At 59.0% G+C, this 18046-nt stretch carries 15 protein-coding genes and 1 tRNA gene; 6 read left to right on the top strand and 10 right to left on the bottom strand.

The window, feature by feature from the left end; genetic code table 11:
* Positions 1-41 precede the first annotated feature (41 nt).
* From AC1DA5_RS03920 to AC1DA5_RS03905, 4 genes are all read left to right on the top strand, one after another.
* The gene (locus AC1DA5_RS03920) at positions 42-1604 is read left to right on the top strand and encodes a UDP-N-acetylmuramoyl-L-alanyl-D-glutamate--2,6-diaminopimelate ligase (protein ID WP_480289294.1); all 1563 of its coding nucleotides are present in this window, start codon (positions 42-44) and stop codon (positions 1602-1604) included.
* A gap of 5 nt (positions 1605-1609) precedes the next feature.
* Entirely contained in the window at positions 1610-3070 is a 1461-nt protein-coding gene (der, locus tag AC1DA5_RS03915; protein WP_480289292.1) for a ribosome biogenesis GTPase Der, read from the top strand.
* A gap of 84 nt (positions 3071-3154) precedes the next feature.
* Entirely contained in the window at positions 3155-3388 is a 234-nt protein-coding gene (locus tag AC1DA5_RS03910) for a hypothetical protein (protein ID WP_092648605.1), read from the top strand.
* A gap of 45 nt (positions 3389-3433) precedes the next feature.
* Positions 3434-4309 carry a Cof-type HAD-IIB family hydrolase gene (locus tag AC1DA5_RS03905; RefSeq protein ID WP_227469359.1) on the top strand — a complete coding sequence of 292 codons (876 nt, stop codon included), beginning with the start codon at positions 3434-3436 and terminating at the stop codon, positions 4307-4309.
* Between the two features lie 3 nt (positions 4310-4312).
* On the opposite strand, the gene AC1DA5_RS03900 is transcribed toward AC1DA5_RS03905, so the two are convergent.
* Both AC1DA5_RS03900 and AC1DA5_RS03895 read right to left on the bottom strand, forming a co-directional pair.
* Positions 4313-4386 (bottom strand) — tRNA-Val (locus AC1DA5_RS03900).
* An 81-nt stretch (positions 4387-4467) separates the two neighbouring features.
* The gene (locus AC1DA5_RS03895; RefSeq protein ID WP_058236741.1) at positions 4468-4869 is read right to left on the bottom strand and encodes a DUF3052 family protein; all 402 of its coding nucleotides are present in this window, start codon (positions 4867-4869) and stop codon (positions 4468-4470) included.
* 301 nt (positions 4870-5170) lie between these two features.
* Between AC1DA5_RS03895 and aceE the strand changes: the two genes are divergently transcribed.
* Entirely contained in the window at positions 5171-7921 is a 2751-nt protein-coding gene (aceE, locus tag AC1DA5_RS03890; protein ID WP_070727254.1) for a pyruvate dehydrogenase (acetyl-transferring), homodimeric type, read from the top strand.
* A 91-nt stretch (positions 7922-8012) separates the two neighbouring features.
* On the opposite strand, the gene aspA is transcribed toward aceE, so the two are convergent.
* From aspA to AC1DA5_RS03865, 5 genes are all read right to left on the bottom strand, one after another.
* Positions 8013-9470: an aspartate ammonia-lyase gene (aspA, locus tag AC1DA5_RS03885; RefSeq protein WP_227469364.1), complete on the bottom strand. Its 1458-nt coding sequence runs from the start codon at positions 9468-9470 to the stop codon at positions 8013-8015.
* A 62-nt stretch (positions 9471-9532) separates the two neighbouring features.
* A complete protein-coding gene (locus AC1DA5_RS03880; RefSeq protein ID WP_058236738.1) occupies positions 9533-10288 on the bottom strand; it encodes a succinate dehydrogenase/fumarate reductase iron-sulfur subunit in 756 nt (251 codons plus the stop codon).
* Positions 10285-12999: a fumarate reductase/succinate dehydrogenase flavoprotein subunit gene (locus AC1DA5_RS03875; protein ID WP_480289291.1), complete on the bottom strand. Its 2715-nt coding sequence runs from the start codon at positions 12997-12999 to the stop codon at positions 10285-10287. Before AC1DA5_RS03875 ends, AC1DA5_RS03880 begins: the two co-directional genes overlap by 4 nt.
* 53 nt (positions 13000-13052) lie before the next feature.
* Entirely contained in the window at positions 13053-13370 is a 318-nt protein-coding gene (locus AC1DA5_RS03870; protein WP_058236737.1) for an acyl carrier protein, read from the bottom strand.
* Between the two features lie 3 nt (positions 13371-13373).
* Positions 13374-13874 carry a DUF3145 domain-containing protein gene (locus tag AC1DA5_RS03865; RefSeq protein ID WP_058236736.1) on the bottom strand — a complete coding sequence of 167 codons (501 nt, stop codon included), beginning with the start codon at positions 13872-13874 and terminating at the stop codon, positions 13374-13376.
* 213 nt (positions 13875-14087) lie between these two features.
* Between AC1DA5_RS03865 and AC1DA5_RS03860 the strand changes: the two genes are divergently transcribed.
* On the top strand, positions 14088-14843 hold the full coding sequence (locus tag AC1DA5_RS03860; RefSeq protein WP_058236735.1) for a DUF981 family protein: 756 nt from the start codon (positions 14088-14090) through the stop codon (positions 14841-14843).
* On the opposite strand, the gene AC1DA5_RS03855 is transcribed toward AC1DA5_RS03860, so the two are convergent.
* The 3 genes from AC1DA5_RS03855 to AC1DA5_RS03845 are packed head-to-tail and all read right to left on the bottom strand — an operon-like array spanning position 14830 to position 17963.
* A complete protein-coding gene (locus tag AC1DA5_RS03855) occupies positions 14830-15693 on the bottom strand; it encodes a class I SAM-dependent methyltransferase (RefSeq protein ID WP_285014065.1) in 864 nt (287 codons plus the stop codon). The two genes, AC1DA5_RS03860 and AC1DA5_RS03855, sit on opposite strands and share 14 nt — an antisense overlap.
* 3 nt (positions 15694-15696) lie before the next feature.
* Positions 15697-16188, bottom strand: a complete 492-nt coding sequence (def, locus tag AC1DA5_RS03850) for a peptide deformylase (RefSeq protein WP_070727246.1) — start codon at positions 16186-16188, stop codon at positions 15697-15699.
* Positions 16188-17963 (bottom strand): proline--tRNA ligase, encoded by a 1776-nt coding sequence (locus AC1DA5_RS03845; protein WP_371935765.1) that lies wholly within the window; start codon positions 17961-17963, stop codon positions 16188-16190. The genes def and AC1DA5_RS03845 overlap by 1 nt, the downstream gene beginning before the upstream one ends.
* Positions 17964-18046 lie beyond the last annotated feature (83 nt).

The following is an 18046-nucleotide window of genomic DNA, read 5'->3' as shown; positions in this document are numbered from 1 at the left end:
GTTGAGGCATTGGGGCGCGCCCGAGTAGTAAAGTGTGCGCCATGACTACCATTAATGAACTGCGTCCTCGCACATCAGCGATTACTTTTCGTGAACTGGTCCGCGACCTCGATGTTCATCAATGGGTGAATGAAGACAAGGCCACCTGTGCCGTCACTGGCGTGACGGTCTCTTCCAGCGACATTGATGCCGGATGGGTGTTCGTGGCAATCCCCGGATACTCCCACCACGGCGCCGAATTTGCCGCAGGTGCGCTTGAGGCTGGCGCGGCCGGCGTCATCACTGATGAGAAAGGTGCGCGGATCCTGCGTGACAGTGGCGCGAGCGTCCCTATTGCAGTTGTCGACGACCCTCGCCAGGCGGCAGCGTTCGTATCTGCACGAGTGGTCGGAAACCCCGATCAGTCACTGACGACCGCAGCAGTGACCGGCACAAACGGAAAGACCACCACAACCTATCTGGTCAGCGCCGCGTTGGGCGCCATACACGATGTTCCTGCGCTGTGCGGCACCGTGGAAACCCGCATCGGTGACATGACGATCTTGGCGACGCGCACCACGAACGAGGCACCGGTCCTGCATCGCTTTCTTGCCTGCGCACAGCAACAAGGCGCTGACAATGCGGTCATCGAAGTGTCCTCTCATGCATTGAGCTTGAATCGTGTTGACGGCATTGTCTTTGACGTCGCCATTTTTACGAATCTGCAGCACGATCACCTGGACTTCTATCACGACATGGAGCACTACTTCCAGGCCAAAGCATCCCTGTTCACGCCCGAGCATGCCCTGCGTGGAATCGTGTGCGTGGACGATGAATGGGGCCAGCGACTGGCACGTGAGGCCACGATCCCGATCACGACTGTTGCGGCCTTGAGCTCGCAACAGGCAGACTGGCACGTCAGTGATATTCATCCGGATCCGCAGACCGCACAAACCGTTTTCTCCCTGACCGATCCGGCGGGGCACACCCACCAGGTTCACAGCCCGGTGCTCGGTGAAGTGAACGTGCAAAACTGCGCTGTGGCAATCGCAGCGGCGACGGCAGTGGGTGCGGATCCAGATCAGGCGGTCACTGCCCTCGAGCGGGCACCGCAGGTTCCTGGGCGTATGGAGAAAATCAATCCGGACTGTGACGATCAGCCGCTCGTGATCGTTGATTACGCGCACACCCCCGAAGCTCTGGAATGGATTCTCAAGGATGCGCGCGAACTGGCTGGCGGCCGCGTCGTCCTGGTCTTTGGCACGGACGGTGACCGGGATGCCTCCAAACGCATACCGCTGGCTGAAGTTGCGGCGAGACACGCGGACGTGTTGTGGGTGACAGATGAGAACCCCCGAACCGAGGACGCGGCGGCAATTCGCGCCGAGCTGATGGAGGGAATCCGCAACGTGCGTCCCGACCTGACCAACGTCACGGAGGTTACAACGTGCCGCCGGGATGCGGTACGGTGCGCGATTCAGGACGCCAGTGCGAATGACATCGTCCTGATCACCGGGAAGGGTGCCGAGTGGTATCAGGAGATAGATCATGTCTATCACCGATACAATGACGTGCCGGTTGCACGCGAAGTGCTGGAATACAGTGAACCCCGCAAGCGAGGATGACAAACGTGAGCGAAGAGCAGGATATTGACACAGGTGAAGCCCGCGCACGCTCGATGCGGTCGTCACTGGACAACTATGAGCTCAGTGAATCCGACTTGCAGATCCTTGACGATCACGAGGGCGACCTGCCCTCCAGCACTGAGATGGACGGCTTACCGGTCCTTGCTGTGATCGGGCGACCCAACGTCGGCAAGTCCACGCTGGTGAACCGCATCCTGGGGCGCCGCGAAGCGGTTGTGCAGGATACGCCGGGTGTCACGCGTGACCGTGTCACCTACCAGGCAGAATGGGCTGGTCGCGAATTCCTCGTCGTTGACACGGGCGGCTGGGAAGTCGACGTGCGCGGACTGGATCGCAATGTGGCCGACCAGGCCGAGGTGGCGATCGACCTGTCAGATGCAGTGCTGCTGGTGGTCGACGCGACGGTGGGAATTACCACCACTGATGAACGTATCGTGGAGTTGCTGCGCCGCAGCGGCAAGCCGGTCATTCTGGCGGCTAACAAGGTGGATTCCGCCATGCAGGAAGCAGACGCTGCCTACCTGTGGGGTTTGGGTATGGGCGAACCATACGCCATCTCCGCTTTGCACGGTCGAGGCACGGGTGACCTGCTGGATCGAGTGCTGGCAGTTCTCCCTGAGCGCTCGGCACGAGCCGGTCAACCACGCGATCCCAACATTCGCCGCGTGGCTCTGGTGGGACGACCGAACGTCGGCAAGTCCTCACTGCTCAATGCGCTCGTTGGACATGAGCGCGTCGTCGTAGACTCAACAGCTGGCACTACGCGTGACCCGGTCGATGAGATCGTCACTTTGGGCGACCGCCAGTGGCAATTTGTGGATACGGCCGGTGTGCGCCGCAAAATGCACCGAACAACGGGAGCTGATTTCTACGCGTCGATCAGAACACAGGCTGCGATTGAAAAAGCCGAAGTCGCCCTCGTCCTTTTTGATGCCTCGGAAGTATTGACCGAGCAGGACGTGCGCGTCGTGCAGCAGGTTGTTGATGCCGGGCGGGCACTCGTGATCGTCAACAACAAGTGGGACCTGGTGGACGAGGAACGCCAAAAGGAACTCAAATCTGAACTCGAACGCGAACTCGTGCAGGTCGCGTGGGCGCCGCGCATCAATGTTTCGGCGGCAACGACGTGGCATACGAACAGAATCGTGCAGGCGTTGGATACGGCCCTGGCCGGGTGGGAAACACGAATTTCGACAGGTAAGCTGAACGCTTTTCTGGGGCAGCTTGTGGCCGCACACCCGCATCCGCTGCGCGGTGGCAAACAGCCCAGGATCCTGTTCGGAACGCAGGTGTCATCCGCTCCCCCACGCTTCGTGCTCTTCACGACCGGTTTCCTCGACCCCGGATATCGACGTTTCATTGAGAGGCGTCTGCGTGAGGACTTCGGTTTCGCCGGCTCCCCCGTTCAGATATCTGTGCGCGTGCGGGAGCGGCGCAGGAAATAAACTCAGGGCGATGCTCTATTTACTCTTGACTTCGGTCGAACAGGCGGATAACGTACCTTTCATTCGCTACTAGGTGAGGATGCCATGTCTCGACGCGAAAATTCGAATCAACTGCCCGTCGCGCCTCTCTTGGCGACGAAGAAGCTGCCACTGGGTGCGCAGGTTATATGGACGTTTGCGTTCGCCGCTTTTTGGGCTCTGATGGCCTACCTGACTTGGCGCTGGTTTGTCGTCCTGACTGTTGTTTTCGGCATGTATGGCATCTATCTGTCGATCTGCTATGTGCAGTGTCGTCACGCAACGCGCATGAAGGAGTGAATTGACGAGGGTGACCCGTGCGGGAGGCCGGTCGATGATACAGTCATGACCGGACAAGAACGGAGAGCCGACGTGAACGATACGCCCATGATGACACTGCCCGATGGGCCAATTGACATTCGACTGATCGCCAGCGACATGGACGGGACGCTGCTGGATGGCAACTCGAATCTACCGGACGAGTTCTGGCCGCTCATGCATGAACTGGCTGTACGTGACATTGCGTTCGTGCCCGCGTCAGGCCGTCAGCTCGCCACCCTCGACACCATGTTTTCCGGCACAGACGCCGGTCACTCCTACATTGCTGAAAATGGCTCCATCGTCACGTTCCACGGGCAGGTTGTGTCGACCACTTGCATCGACATGCCGACAGTCAATGAAATGATCGATGTGACGCGGCGTGTGAGCTCTGACGGAAGCTACAACCTCGGTCTGGTCGTGTGCGGGCAGAACAGCGCGTATGTTGAACGCACAGATGCCGAGTTTTACGCTGAAGCCCACAAATACTATGCACAACTGGAAGTCGTCGACGACTTGAAGCAGGCCGCGGCGCACGATAACGTCCTGAAACTCGCAACGTATGACTTCACGGATATTTCTGCCTTCGTTGATGATCAGGTTCCCCACTTGCGTCAATCGCATCAGGTGGCAGAATCTTCGCGCCACTGGGTCGATATGATGAATCCTGTGGCGAATAAAGGACGAGGGTTGACTGCCCTGCAGGAATCGCTGGGGATCGGTCCGGAGCACACGGTTGTGTTTGGCGACTTCCTGAACGACCTGGAGCTCTTCGACCATGCCGACTATTCGTACGCGATGGCTAACGCTCATCCGGATGTGACAGCACGAGCCCGATACCGCGCGCCGTCAAATATTGATCACGGTGTCATGACTGTGGTACGCGCGCTACTGGCGCTTTAACGGTGGGCCCGGCCGGTCTCGAACCGACGACCTCTGCGGTGTAAACGCAGCGCTCTGGCCAACTGAGCTACAGGCCCGACACGTGCCACTGACGTGGCACGAGGCATACTTTAACGCACACAGGTACGCAGACGCACTTGAGACGTGCGTGAGATGTCTTACCGGTGTGCGCGCGGACGAGCCGTGACGCAGATTCCGGTCCACGTGTCCCCCATTGAGAACGCGGACGTAGAATGCAGACCTGCCACACTGGCTGCTTCGGCAATGTCCGCCACGGGCACAGTGTTCGGATCAGAAGGCTTGGGGAAAAGAACCCAGATCATGCCGCCGTCGTCAAGGTTTGACGCAACATCGACCAGAACGTCACCGAGGTCTTCCTCTTCAGCGTCGTCAGCGCGCCACCATACCAGTGCGCCGTCGACAACGTCGCCATAATCGACATCGACCAGTTCGTGACCAGTCTCGCGTGCAACCGCATCGCGAACAGCTTCATCGCTGTCATCGTCTACGTAGAATTCCTGGACAACCTGATTTTGGGTGAATCCGAGGCTGATCGCCACGTTGTGTAACCACCTTCCACACGCGAACCCGCTGGGCTCGTGAACTATCTAACGGCACTATAGTAGAGCAGATCTGCACCTGGGAAGAATATTTGCGCCGAAAGTCGCCGCCGATGTGGCTTGACGGGACCTGCGAGTACGGGCGGAAGGCGTCACCCTCGTCAATGAATCAAAATTGAGGCGATTCTCATGGGTCTTAAGCCCTAAAGAAGTCGCAAATCTGGGACTTTCGGGTGAGAATAGAACCACCAGGACATTGGCGACCTACAGGTCTGTCAGCACGAGATAAAAAGGGGTATCTGTGAGCACAAACCAAAAGCATCCCGTCATCAACGGATTGCTCAGTCAAATTCCGGACAACGATCCTGACGAAACCCAGGAATGGATCGACTCGCTCACCAGCCTGATCGATGAAAAAGGCGGACCTCGCGCACGCTACATCCTGCTGCACATGATGGACGAGGCTCGCAAACGCGATGTGCAGCTGCCTCAGGAATACACCACGCCCTACGTCAACACGATCCCCGTTGACCAGGAACCCTACTTCCCCGGCGATGAAGCGATGGAGCGTCAGTACCGCCGCTGGATCAGGTGGAATGCCGCCGTTCAGGTCACGCGCGCTCAGCGCCCCGGTGTCGGAGTAGGCGGCCACATTTCCTCTTACGCATCAGTCGCTACCCTGTACGAAGTGGGTCTCAACCACTTTTTCCGCGGCAAAGACCACCCGGGCGGCGGCGACCACATCTTCTTCCAGGGACACGCCTCCCCCGGCCCTTACGCACGCGCATTCCTCGAAGGCCGCCTGACCGAAGAAGAGATGGACGGATTCCGTCAGCAGGTCAGTGTGGACGGCGGACTACCTTCCTACCCCCACCCACGCCAAATGCCCAACTTTTGGGAATACCCCACCGTGTCACTGGGACTTGGACCGGCCGAGGCAATCTACCAGGCGTGGTTTGACCGCTACCTGCAGTTGCGCGGCATTAAGGACACTTCTCAGCAGCACACCTGGGCATTCCTGGGTGACGGCGAAATGGACGAGCCGGAAGCGCGCGGCATGCTGCAGCTCGCCGCACAGCAGGGCCTGGATAACCTCACCTTCGTCGTCAACGCCAACTTGCAGCGCCTCGACGGGCCTGTACGTGGCAATGGCAAGATCATTCAGGAACTCGAAGCCTTCTTCAAGGGCGCCGGCTGGAACGTCATCAAGGTGATCTGGGGACGCGGCTGGGATCAGTTGCTGGCAGCAGATAAGGACAATGCCCTCGTTCACCTGATGGATGAGACCCTCGACGGTGACTACCAGACGTTCAAGGCCAAAGATGGTGCATACGTTCGTGAACACTTCTTCGGACGTGATCCGCGAACCAAGGCGCTCGTGAAGGACTGGACCGATGAGCAGATCTGGGCTCTGGGCCGAGGTGGCCATGACTACCGCAAGGTGTACGCCGCCTACAAGGCTGCGATGGAGCACACCGGACAGCCTACCGTCATCCTGGCGCACACCATTAAGGGATACGCGCTCGGCACGCATTTTGCAGGACGCAACTCGACGCACCAGATGAAGAAGCTGACTCTGGAGGATGCGAAGGCGCTGCGTGACCGTCTGCAGATCCCGATCAGCGACGAGGAGCTCGAGAAAGATCCGTACAAGCCGCCGTATTACATGCCACCGGCAGACGATCCTGCGTTGCTGTACATGAAGGAGCGTCGGGAGAAGCTGGGCGGATACCTGCCTGAGCGTCGTGCCCATGACGATGCACACCTGCCTGAACCTGCGATGAAGCCGTTCGAGGCTTTGTCGAAGGGCTCAGGAAAACTCGAAGTGGCCACGACAATGGCACTGGTCCGACTGCTCAAAGACCTGCTTCGTGATAAGAATATTGGTCGGCACATCGTGCCGATCATTCCCGATGAGGCACGCACGTTCGGTCTGGACGCTATCTTCCCGTCAGCCAGGATCTTCAACACGCACGGTCAGAATTACACTGCCGTGGACGCGGACATGATGCTGTCCTACAAGGAATCCGAACAGGGGCAGGTGATGCACACCGGTATTACCGAGGCTGGATCTGCGGCTGCCTTGCAGGTCGTGGGCACCTCGTATGCGACGCACAACCTGCCGATGATTCCGTTCTACATCTTCTACTCGATGTTCGGTTTCCAGCGCACCGGCGACCAGTTCTGGGCTGCTGCCGACCAGCTGACTCGTGGCTTCGTCGTGGGCGCGACAGCTGGACGTACCACCCTGACCGGCGAGGGTCTTCAGCATTTGGACGGCCATTCCCCGATCCTGGGTGCAGCCAACCACGGTTTCGTGCTGTACGACCCCGCCTACGCCTACGAAATCCGTTACATCATGTGGGATGGCATTAAGCGCATGTTCTGCGAGCACGATCCCTCGGATACGCGTGACCCGAATGTCATGTATTACCTGACGGTGTACAACGAGCCGATTCATCAGCCCGCAGAACCTGAAAATGTGGACGTGGACGGCATTATCAAGGGCATCTACAAGGTTGATGACCATACAGGGCAGGGCCCGAAGGCTCAGCTTTTGGCATCAGGTGTGGCGGTGCCGTGGGCACGTGAGGCCCGCAAGCTCCTGGCCGAGGACTGGGGCGTGGACGCCGCCGTGTGGTCGGTGACGTCATGGAACGAACTGCGTCGCGATGGCGTGGAAGCTGACGAGCACAACTTCCTGCATCCGAATGAGGATCCGCGCTACGCCTACCTGACAACCAAGTTGTCGGGCTCTGAAGGCCCCTTCATTGGCACGTCCGATTACGATGCCCTGATCATTGATCAGATCCGTCCGTGGGTTCCCGGCTACCTGTACACGTTGGGCGCAGACGGCTTCGGCATCTCCGACACGCGCCGCGCAGCACGACGCTACTTCCACATCGATGCAGAATCAATGGTGGTGCGCACGCTGCAGGCACTGGCCGATCAAAACCAGGTTGACCGCGCAGTCGTCGAACAGGCCATCGAGAAGTACCAGCTGCACAATGTGCGCATCGGTGCCGATGAGGCTGCAGCTTCAGACGAATAAGATGTGAACGCAGACGTGGAGACGCCCTCATCGCTACTCAGTGAGAGTGACGAGGGCGTCTTCGTGTGTCTGCAATTGGCAGAATTACGCGCTAGTGCTTACTTGACGCCTGCTTGGGGGTTTCAGGATCATCGCTGATCTTGGCGCCACGATACTGCGGGTTCGCCAGGTTCTCCGGAGACAGGATCTCATCGACCTGTTCCTGAGACAGGAAGCCCATCTCAACGATCAGATCACCGACGTTCTTGTTTTCTGCCGCAGCTCGTTTACCCACCACGTCACCGGCATGATGCCCGATGACATCGTTGAAATAGGTGACGATACCGATCGAATTCATCACCATGTTTCGGCAGTTTTCTTCGTTGACGGTGATACCGTCCACACACTTTTCACGCAGCGTGTCACATGCGTGGGTGAGCAACGTGGCCGATTCAAACATGCACTGGGCGATCACCGGTTCCATGACGTTGAGCTGAAGCTGGCCGGCCTCGGCTGCCATCGTGACCGTCACATCGTTGCCGATGACTTTGAAGCAGACTTGGTTGACCACCTCGGGTATCACCGGGTTGACCTTCGCGGGCATGATTGAGGATCCGGCAGCCCTTTGCGGAAGGTTGATCTCGTTCAAGCCGGCTCGCGGACCCGATGAGAGCAGACGCAGGTCGTTGCAGATCTTGGACAGCTTGCCAGCGGTGCGCTTCATCGTGGCATGCATGGAGATATACGCCCCGGCATCCGATGTCGCTTCGATCAAGTCTTCGGAGGCTGTCACGTCCAGGCCCGTGATCTCACGCAGATGAGCGACCACTGCCTTCTGGTAGCCCGGAGGCGTATTGAGCCCAGTGCCAATCGCAGTGGCGCCCAGGTTTGTTTCCAGAAGCAGGTTGGCTACGTTGACCAGACGTGGGTCCTCTTCACGCAAAGTCACGCCGAACGCGGTCATTTCCTGACCAATCGTCATGGGGACGGCATCCTGCAACTGTGTGCGCCCCATAGTGAGGACATGCTGATAGCGGGCACCGAGGCGCTCAAACGCGTCGGCCAGATCATTCACGGCGTGCCGCAGCTGGTCGACCTTCTCGTAGGCGGCCAGTCGAAAAGCTGTGGGATACGTGTCGTTGGTGGACTGGGAGTGGTTGACATCGTCGTTGGGATTAATCAGATCATAGCGCCCTCGCTCCTGACCGGTCATCTCGAGAGCGAGATTGGCGATCACCTCGTTGGCGTTCATATTCACCGATGTGCCCGCACCACCCTGGAACTGGTCGATCGGGAACTGGTCGAGGCACGCGCCCTCGTCGATGATGGCATCGCAGGCCTGCACAATTGCATCTGCCGTGGCGGGCTTGAGCACTCGCAAATCCTTATTCGCCAGCGCGGCGGCTTTCTTGACCTGAGCGAATGCCCGAATCAGCTCAGGCACTTCATTGATCGTCCTACCGGAAATCTGGTAGTTTTCCTGCGCGCGCAAGGAGTGGATACCCCAGTAGGCTTCCTGCGGAACGTCGCGACTTCCCAAAAGATCTTCTTCGGACCGATTTCCCACAATATCCTCCGTTCATGTCAGCCCATCGTCGGGCATCTCATCTCAATGTCTATAGTAGTGGTGCTTTAGCGAGGCTGAGGCCACCTCGACCATAGTGCCCTGAGACGTTCATGTGAGGCAACGGCAACAACGTCGAAAGGAATATTCGCAGGACACACTCTGATGCATTCGCCGTAGCCAGAACACGAGCCAAAGTACTGATCCATCGCCTCATTCATGCGCCGGGCACGCTCTGCCCGCTCCAACCCCGGAATGTTCAACGCTGCCAGGTGACCCATCCGTGCACCCGCATACAACGCGGCTGAGCCGTTCGGACACGCCGCAACACACGCGCCGCAGCCGATACACGCGGCCAGGTCAAGTGCACCTTCGGCATCTTGATGACGAATCGGAATCGCGTCCGCATCAGGAGCCAGACCGGTATCAACGGAAGCAAATCCTCCCGCCATCGTGATCCGGTCGAGGACACTGCGATCTACCACAAGGTCACGGATCACTGGAAAGGCGCCCGATCGCAACGGTTCCAGGCGCACATGCGTGCCATCGGCATGAGCGCCGACCCTCTGCATGCAAGCCGGCAGATTCTCACTGAATCCGTGGGGCCTTCCATCAACTTGAATGCCGCATGCACCGCAGATTCCTTCGCGGCAATCCGAATCAAACGCAACCGGCTCGACGCCGCGGGAACTCAGGTTGCGGTTGAGGTGATCGAGGAGCTCCAGAATCGACATGCGTTCATCGCACCCGTCCAGTTCGTAGGAGTGGAATGTTCCGACAGCTTCCGGGGCTTTCTGCCGCCACACGTCGACGATCAGTTTCATTGGTAGTTCCTCGTTGCCAGGGGGACGGTAGTAAACGTCAGCTCTTCGGCGTGGTGAGTGCAGGTAATTGCCAAGGGAGCTGCGCCATCTGTCCTCAGGTCATGCCACCCGTCAGTGGTCCAGGCGGATACGTTCATCCACTGGTCGTCGCGGCGCTGCGCCTCCCCCTGCTCCGTCTGGTATTCACTTCTGAAGTGCGCGCCGCAGGATTCCTCGCGATGCCACGCGTCCACACACATGAGTGTGGCCATCTGAATGCTGTCCTGAAGCCTGGCAGCTGCAACCAAGTCGGTGTTGAAGTGTCCTGTCTCGCCACTGACACGCAGGTCGGCACCCATGCGCTGTTGGAGTGCGTCGATGTCGCTGAGCGCAGCCTCCAGGCTCTCCTTACTGCGCACAACGCCGCACCCCTGGTACATGATATCGCCCAACTTGCGGGCAAAACTGTCCGTCGGAGTAGCTCCATCGATGTGGAGCAGGCCCTGCAGTCGCGATTCGACCCCCTCACGGGCAGCGATCACGCGGGAATCATCGACGGAGAGCAACTCCTGGCCTAAAATGCCTGCCAAATAGTCGGGTACTGTGCGCGGGATTGTGAAAGCACCATCGACGCAGGCGGCAAGCAAGGAATTGGCTCCCAGACGGTTGGCCCCGTGGTAGGCCGCGTTCGCCTCGCCGGCTGCAAACAGTCCCGGGATGGTGGTCATGAGGCGGAAGTCGACCCACAAGCCACCCATTGTGAAATGCGCGCCGGGAGCGATGCGCATGGGGCGAGTGTAGGGGTCCTCCCCTGTTGCATCGAGGTACATGTCAAGGAGGTTGCCGTAGCGCTCAGCGATGACGCGTCGGCCCACCCGCTCCAGTGCGTCCCTAAAATCCAGGTACACGCTGTTTCGTTCGGGACCGACCCCATGCCCCGATTCGATCTGCTCGCGCGCAGCGCGAGAGGCAATGTCGCGAGGCGTGAGGTTTCCAAACGCGGGGTACTTGCGCTCCAGGTAGTAGTCGCGTTCCTCTTCGGGAATGGCGTTCGGGTCTCGGTCATCGCCAGGGCTGCGTGGCACCCAGATGCGTCCGTCGTTACGCAGAGATTCGCTCATGAGCGTGGTCTTGGATTGCCACGGGAATGAGACAGGTAATGCGGTGGGGTGGAACTGGATCATGCTCGGTGAAGCGAGGGCGGCGCCGGCACGGTGAGCTCGCCATATGCCTGTTGTCGAGCAGTTCTTTGCCAGCGTCGAATAGTAGTAGACGTTGCCGTATCCGCCTGTGGCAATCACAACTGCGTGTGCGGGATGGAAGCGGGTGCGTCCGGTGATCATGTCACGCGTGATCACACCGGCGGCCCGGCCGTCAGCAACGACGACGTCGAGCATTTCGTGGCGCACCCATAACGTCACGCGGCCTGCAGCCACCTGACGCATGAGGGACGAGGACGCTGCCACCTGAAGTTGCTGGCCCGTCTGCCCTCGCGAGTAGTACGTTCGCGAAACCTGCACGCCGCCAAATGATCGTGTGGATAACGATCCGCCATATTCTCGGGCGAACGGCACACCCAGCGCGTTCATGTGGTCGATGACGCGCGCCGATTCAATACCCAGTCTCCATACTTCAGACTCTCTGGCGCGGAAATCACCGCCCTTAATCGTGTCGGTGACGAACCGCTGCACGCTGTCCGAGTCGACTCGTCGTGCCCGCGCCGCATTGATACCGCCTTGAGCTGCCACTGAATGGGAGCGTCGCGGCGTATCCAGAGTTGTGATCGCATCTACCCCAAAGCCCAGTTCAGCCAGAGCCGCTGCGGCACTGGCGCCCGCCAGACCGGTCCCCACAACAACCACCCTGAATGTACGCCTGTTCCCGGGTGAGACGAGGCGCGCGTGGGAGACAAATTCGTCCCACATGCGTTCGGGTTCGACTTCAGGTTCATGGGCGTCAACAGGGGCGCCCTCGTCAATGCGCAGATGCGTGCGTCCGGCAGCGAGCGGAAGCGCGAGGGCGACGCTGATCGCTCCCATGTGCGAAGCGGCGATGACGGTGAGGTCTCCGATCACAACTGCCAAAGCGATCGCATAGCCAGCGATGCGCACAACGGTGCCGATACGTGGTGAGCGCCCACCGAGATCCTGCCAGGCTCGCTCAATGCCGTGGCTGAGGTGAAGGCCTATCGCAATAAGGGCGATGACATATGCCGCGAACATGACAGGCCTGCTCATCGATGCCACCACATTGGCAGCGGCGTAGAAACGAGAGTCGGGATGGCGGAAAGCGGCCGATTCGACCACTGTGCCAATGGTGAGGTCAAGGATATGGATCACGATAAAGGCAATGAGGACAAGTCCGGTCGGAAGCATGAGCTTTGCAGCCCAGCCGCGATGCTTCAGCCTGCGCACACCGGGCGTGTGGGTCAACGCGCCGCGGCGCCACAAGATGAGTGCGCCACAGATATGCAGCAGAACACACGACAGTAAGATCACGCGCAGGATCCACAAAACGGACCCATACGGAAGAGCCGGTTCACCGATCGTGCGCAGCCACTGCGCATAGTGATCCATCTGAGCAGGATCGGTCAGGATCTTGACGTTGCCGACCATGTGGATGAAGACGAACGCCGCCATGATCAGGCCTGTGATTGCCATGACGACTTTGCACACCCATGTTGGAATCGTGACGCGCCGCGCGGTGGGCGTCAACGTGCCGTTGATCGTCATGTCCGATCCTCCTCATATCCAGCCTATCGGGTTCGGGAGGGCTCGTGTGCGGTTCAGGACGTCGAGCGAGCTAGGTTGAGCAGGTCCTCGACCGTTGTGAGTGCATCCACGTCCCGGTCGATCAAGGTGATGCCGAGTTCGTGCTCGATTTGGCTGATCACAGAGTAGCGTCCGAGGGTGTCCAGGTCGAGGTCACCTTCGAGTGTCAGGTCTGCGCGCATCCGGTCTGGTTCGATGGAGGTTTCTTCCAGCAGTGCGTTCATGACGGCTTCACCGACCGTATCGTTGTCCTCCTGATCGCTCTGAGGCGGTTCGTCCATGTCGAGGAGTTCGGTCAAGTCGATGCCAAGCTGGTCGCCGATCGATCCCATGTCTTACCCCACGCGGTTGAGCCAGCGCACCGGAGCTCCGGCACCGGCATAGCGGAATGGTTCGAGCTCATCATCCCACGCCTGTCCGAGCGCAAGATTGAGTTTGTCGATCATCTCTGTCGGGGAATGTGATTCGTCGAGGGCTGCGCGAATCCTTCCTTCCGGCACGACAACGTTGCCTGCCGTGTCCATTTGGGCGTGGAAGATGCCCAGTGACGGCGTGTGAGACCAGCGGCCACCGTCAGTGATCGCGGTGGCTTCCTCGGTGACTTCGTAACGCAGGTGTTCCCAGCCGCGAAGTGCCGACGCGAGTCGGGCGCCAGACCCGGTCTGGCCTACCCATGAGAATTCGGAGCGTACCATCCCGGGTGCAGCATCCTGATCAGTCCACTGCAGGTGCACTTCCTGTCCGAGCGCTGTTCCAACGGCCCACTCGATGTGTGGACACAGCGCTGGCGGAGTTGAGTGCACGAAAAGTACACCACGGGTGTAAGACCTACTCATCGTGACCTCCATTTCGCGTGAGAATCGTCTTCCCCTACGTTCTCAACCGGAAACAGACACGCTGATTCGTGGCGTTACACCCATTATGACGCGTCTACGCCGACTATTCCAGTGCCACGCCGTGAAAGCCTGTTAGCATCGTAGTGTCCCCACTGCGCAGACGGCGCGGCTCCATTTTGTGTGGAGACATGGGTCGAGGAAAGAAAAGAATAGATGGACGACTTTTTCAGAGGTGTCGAAAGCCCCGGCATGATCGATTGGCCGAGCATGCCGACCTACAACACGTTAATGGCAGTCGCAGCCGGTGCAGCGCTCATCGGGCTTGCGATGTTCTTCAGGGAAGTTCGCTCGAACTCCGGCAAGACTGCCGTGCGGGTCGACGGATACGCCATGGCGTTCGGTGCTCTTGGCTTGATCTTGACAACCACCGGCTTGCACATGACGACGACGTGGCCGCTGGCCGCTGGCGGTTTCGCCTACGACAATGTGATCTTCGGTGAAACCTGCCTGGGCTTTGGATCACTCTTACTGTTCGCGTGCTTCTATCTCTGGAAGCAGCGTGACCACATTGCCCGTTCACAGAAGGCTCTGAGCGAACTGCTCCACGCCGCAAAGCCGCTGTCGATTTTCGCCGGCGGACTGGGATTGGGACTGTGGGGCATCGCCTTCGCCGGCGTGATGTACCGACTCTTCACCGCTCCCCCGCAGGAGCCCATTTCCGGTTGGTTTGCACAGTGGCCGTGGTTCGAAGCGATCTTCATGTCACTGTTCTTCTTTGTCATCGGTTTGGGCTGCGTCCTGTTCCCAATCGGCGTGTTCCGCGCTGATAAAGAAGGCACATCTGAATCGCGTGGAGGCGGCATTCTTAACGCTGTCATGTGGCTGTGGCTGGCATGCGGCGTTGCAATCGGCCTATTCGGATGCCTGAACTTCTACACGCACATCGGTCTGATCGTCAACACGATGTGAGATCTGCAGTTGCCACGATTCTGAATGACAGAGGAAGGGCACATGTCGGTGCGGATTCCGGTAGCTTCCAGCTGCTGGGTCCGCACCGTTTCATATCGGGCGACATCGGGAAGAATAACTCATCAATCTCGTCAAGGCGTTTAACAAAGACGCCCTCGTCACTGAGCGCATTGACAATCTGCCCAAGTGAGTGGTTCCACTCCACCGTCGCGTTCTTGCCTGGGGTCACAGAAGAGCCTGCGTAGTCGGCTTCGCTTGAGTCGTCGTCCCATGTGATTCCCTCACGGGTTTCAAAGTACGGGAAATGAAGTTCGAGGGCGTCACATTGCACCGGGTCCTTCAACGTTCCCACAAGAGGATGCACGTCACGTACAACCAGAGTGCCGCCTGGTTTCAGCAAGGAAGCGACAACATGAGCCCACCGGCGTATGTCAGGCACCCATGCAAGGGCACCCTCCGAGGTGTACACAATGTCGAAGCGTTCCTCTACCGCCTCATGGGCAGACAAAACATCCGAGCACACGTAGTCGATGTGGAGGCCTGCTCGGTCGGCAATGCCGCGTGCAATCTCCAGGGATTCTTCGGAAAAATCAAGGCCAACCAGACGGTGCGCCCCCAAGCGTGCCAGTCCCACAGTGTCGGTGCCGATATGGCATTGAAGGTGGATGACGTCGCCGCCCTCGATGCCAGCGCCCTCCAGGTACGGTCGATCCAAGCGTATCGCCTCAGGAATCTTCGCGCGATCGTTCACCAGAGTGTCAACGTCGTAAAACGGTGACTGAGCGTGACGTGATGCCTGCTCCTGCCAGAAGGCGTGATTGAGGCAGAGTGCGTCACCGTGCTCACGCATCAGCTACAGACCCATCTTGCGGATCGCGCGCATCGCTTCCTTACGGTTCTTGCGGTCAAGGCGATCAATGTAAATCTTGCCGTCCAGGTGGTCGCATTCGTGTTGAATACACCGACCCATCAGCTCCTCGCCTTCGACGACAACCGGCTTGCCATCCAGGTCAATCCCCTCGGCACGGGCATACCAGGCACGCTCAGTTGGGAAGAACAAGTCAGGAACTGACAGACAACCCTCATCGCCATCCTGATATTCGTCTTTGGACAACTCGACGATCCGGGGGTTCAGGATGTAGCCCACTTCCCCATCGATGTTCCACGAGAACGCACGCAGACCAACGCCGATCTGGTTGGCCGCGAGACCCGCACGCCCCTCCATATCAACGCCCTCAAGCAAATCTTCGACCAGCATCTTCACGTGGTCATCAATCGTCGTGATCTCCTCGCACGGCGTACGCAGGATGGGATCTCCGATTATGCGAATGTCACGAATTGCCATTATTGCCCCTGATTCATTAGGTCTTGATGAAGTTCACTGACACGCATGAGCGCTTCGTCCACGGGAACTTCATGGCGCTCACCTGTCGCTCTCGTACGGATTTCCACGACACCGTCAGTCAGGCCACGCCCAACGACGAGGGTGATCGGAATGCCGATCAACTCACTGTCAGCAAACTTGACACCTGCCGACATCTTCGGACGGTCATCGTAGAGCACATCGAGACCTGCAGCATCCAACTGAGTGGCCAAATCGCGCGCCGTCGTGAAGATCTCCTCGCCCTTACCCGTAGCGAGGACATGAACATCGAAGGGTGCGATGTGTGCGGGCCATGACAAGCCCTTCTCATCGCTGGTCGATTCAGCCAAGGCCGCCATCACGCGAGACACGCCGATACCGTAGGAGCCCATCGTGACGATGCGGGATTTGCCGTTCTCATCCAGAACGGTCAGGCCCAACGCCTCGGCGTACTTGCGTCCCAACTGGAAAATATGGCCGATTTCGATGCCGCGTTCCAGGTGCAACGGACCGGAGCCGTCAGGTGCGGGGTCGCCCTCGCGTACCTCGGCCGCTTCGATCCAGCCATCTGCAGTAAAGTCACGCCCCTTGACAAGGCCAAAGACGTGCCGTTCGACCTCATTGGCGCCTGTGATCCACGACGTGCCATCCACGATGCGCGGATCGAGCAGGTAGCGCACAGGGTGTTCAATGCCCCGCGCATTGGGGCCCAGGACGTCAGGGCCGATGTAACCGGCGACCAGCTCCGGATGCTGCGCCAGATCCTCGCCGGTCGCGATCTCAACACGCGCCGGTGAAACAGCGGCCTCTAGGCGCTTCATATCGACTTCTCGGTCACCTGGCACACCGATCACCACGACTTCACGCGTGTCGTCAGGATGCGTCAACGCCACTACCACGTTCTTCAATGTGTCGGATGCTTCCCACGGGCGATCCTCACGCGGATGCTCGTCGTTCGCGAACGTCACGAGTGCGTCGATCGTCGTGGAATCCGGCGTCGGATAGACAACTGCCTGGCGCTGACCTTCGATTGGCAGCGGGTCCGGTGCCGGTGTCTTGACAGCTTCCGCGTTGGCCGCATACCCACCTGCAGAGCGAACAAATGTATCTTCGCCAATCGTGCACGGATGCAGGAACTCTTCAGAGCGTGATCCGCCCATTGCGCCGGACATTGCCGAACAGATGACGTATTCAAGGTCCAGACGTTTGAAGATCGCTTCGTATGCCGAACGTTCCAGGTCGTAGGAGGCATCCAGCCCGTCATCGTCAAGGTCGAAAGAGTAGGCATCTTTCATGATAAATTCGCGTCCGCGGATCAGACCGGCGCGAGGACGAGCCTCGTCACGGTACTTGGTCTGAATCTGGTACAGCGTGACGGGAAGATCTTTGTACGAGGAGTACATATCCTTGACCAGCAGGGTAAACATCTCTTCATGAGTGGGGGCAAGCAGATAGTCCCCCTCTTTGCGGTCACGCAGCTTGAAGAGCGTAGGGCCGTATTCCTCCCAGCGGTGGGACTGCTTGTACGGGTCGGCTGGAAGCAGAGCTGGGAACAGCACTTCCTGCGCACCGATCCTGTCCATTTCCTCACGCACAACCTGCTCCACCTTGCGCACCACTCGCAGGCCCAACGGGAGCCACGTGTAGATACCGGGTGCGGCACGACGAATGTAACCAGCGCGCACCAGGAGCTTATGAGAGGTGACTTCCGCGTCGGCGGGATCTTCACGCAACGTGCGGACAAAGAAAGATGACATAGTTTTCAGCACGTCTTCCAGATTAGTTCACCACTGCGCTTCCTGTCAGATCCTGTCCCTGAGATGTCGGAATCCAAGCGAGG

Source organism: Pauljensenia sp. C0254C2 (genome assembly GCF_056583835.1).
Note: the sequence above shows the minus strand (reverse complement) of the source record. Positions and strands in the feature narration are given on the sequence as shown.

Bases quoted from the DNA above. Each gene is read 5' to 3' on its own strand.
- AC1DA5_RS03880 (WP_058236738.1), bottom strand. From the start codon at position 10,288: ATGAAACTGATCGTCGACGTGTGGCGGCAGAAAGCCCCGGAAGCTGTC.
- def (WP_070727246.1), bottom strand. From the start codon at position 16,188: ATGGCAATTCGTGACATTCGCATAATCGGAGATCCCATCCTGCGTACG.
- AC1DA5_RS03870 (WP_058236737.1), bottom strand. From the start codon at position 13,370: ATGGGATCGATCGGCGACCAGCTTGGCATCGACTTGACCGAACTCCTC.
- AC1DA5_RS03865 (WP_058236736.1), bottom strand. From the start codon at position 13,874: ATGAGTAGGTCTTACACCCGTGGTGTACTTTTCGTGCACTCAACTCCG.
- AC1DA5_RS03845 (WP_371935765.1), bottom strand. From the start codon at position 17,963: ATGTCATCTTTCTTTGTCCGCACGTTGCGTGAAGATCCCGCCGACGCG.
- AC1DA5_RS03875 (WP_480289291.1), bottom strand. From the start codon at position 12,999: ATGACGATCAACGGCACGTTGACGCCCACCGCGCGGCGCGTCACGATT.
- AC1DA5_RS03860 (WP_058236735.1), top strand. From the start codon at position 14,088: ATGGACGACTTTTTCAGAGGTGTCGAAAGCCCCGGCATGATCGATTGG.
- AC1DA5_RS03855 (WP_285014065.1), bottom strand. From the start codon at position 15,693: ATGCGTGAGCACGGTGACGCACTCTGCCTCAATCACGCCTTCTGGCAG.
- AC1DA5_RS03920 (WP_480289294.1), top strand. From the start codon at position 42: ATGACTACCATTAATGAACTGCGTCCTCGCACATCAGCGATTACTTTT.
- AC1DA5_RS03910 (WP_092648605.1), top strand. From the start codon at position 3,155: ATGTCTCGACGCGAAAATTCGAATCAACTGCCCGTCGCGCCTCTCTTG.
- AC1DA5_RS03905 (WP_227469359.1), top strand. From the start codon at position 3,434: ATGACCGGACAAGAACGGAGAGCCGACGTGAACGATACGCCCATGATG.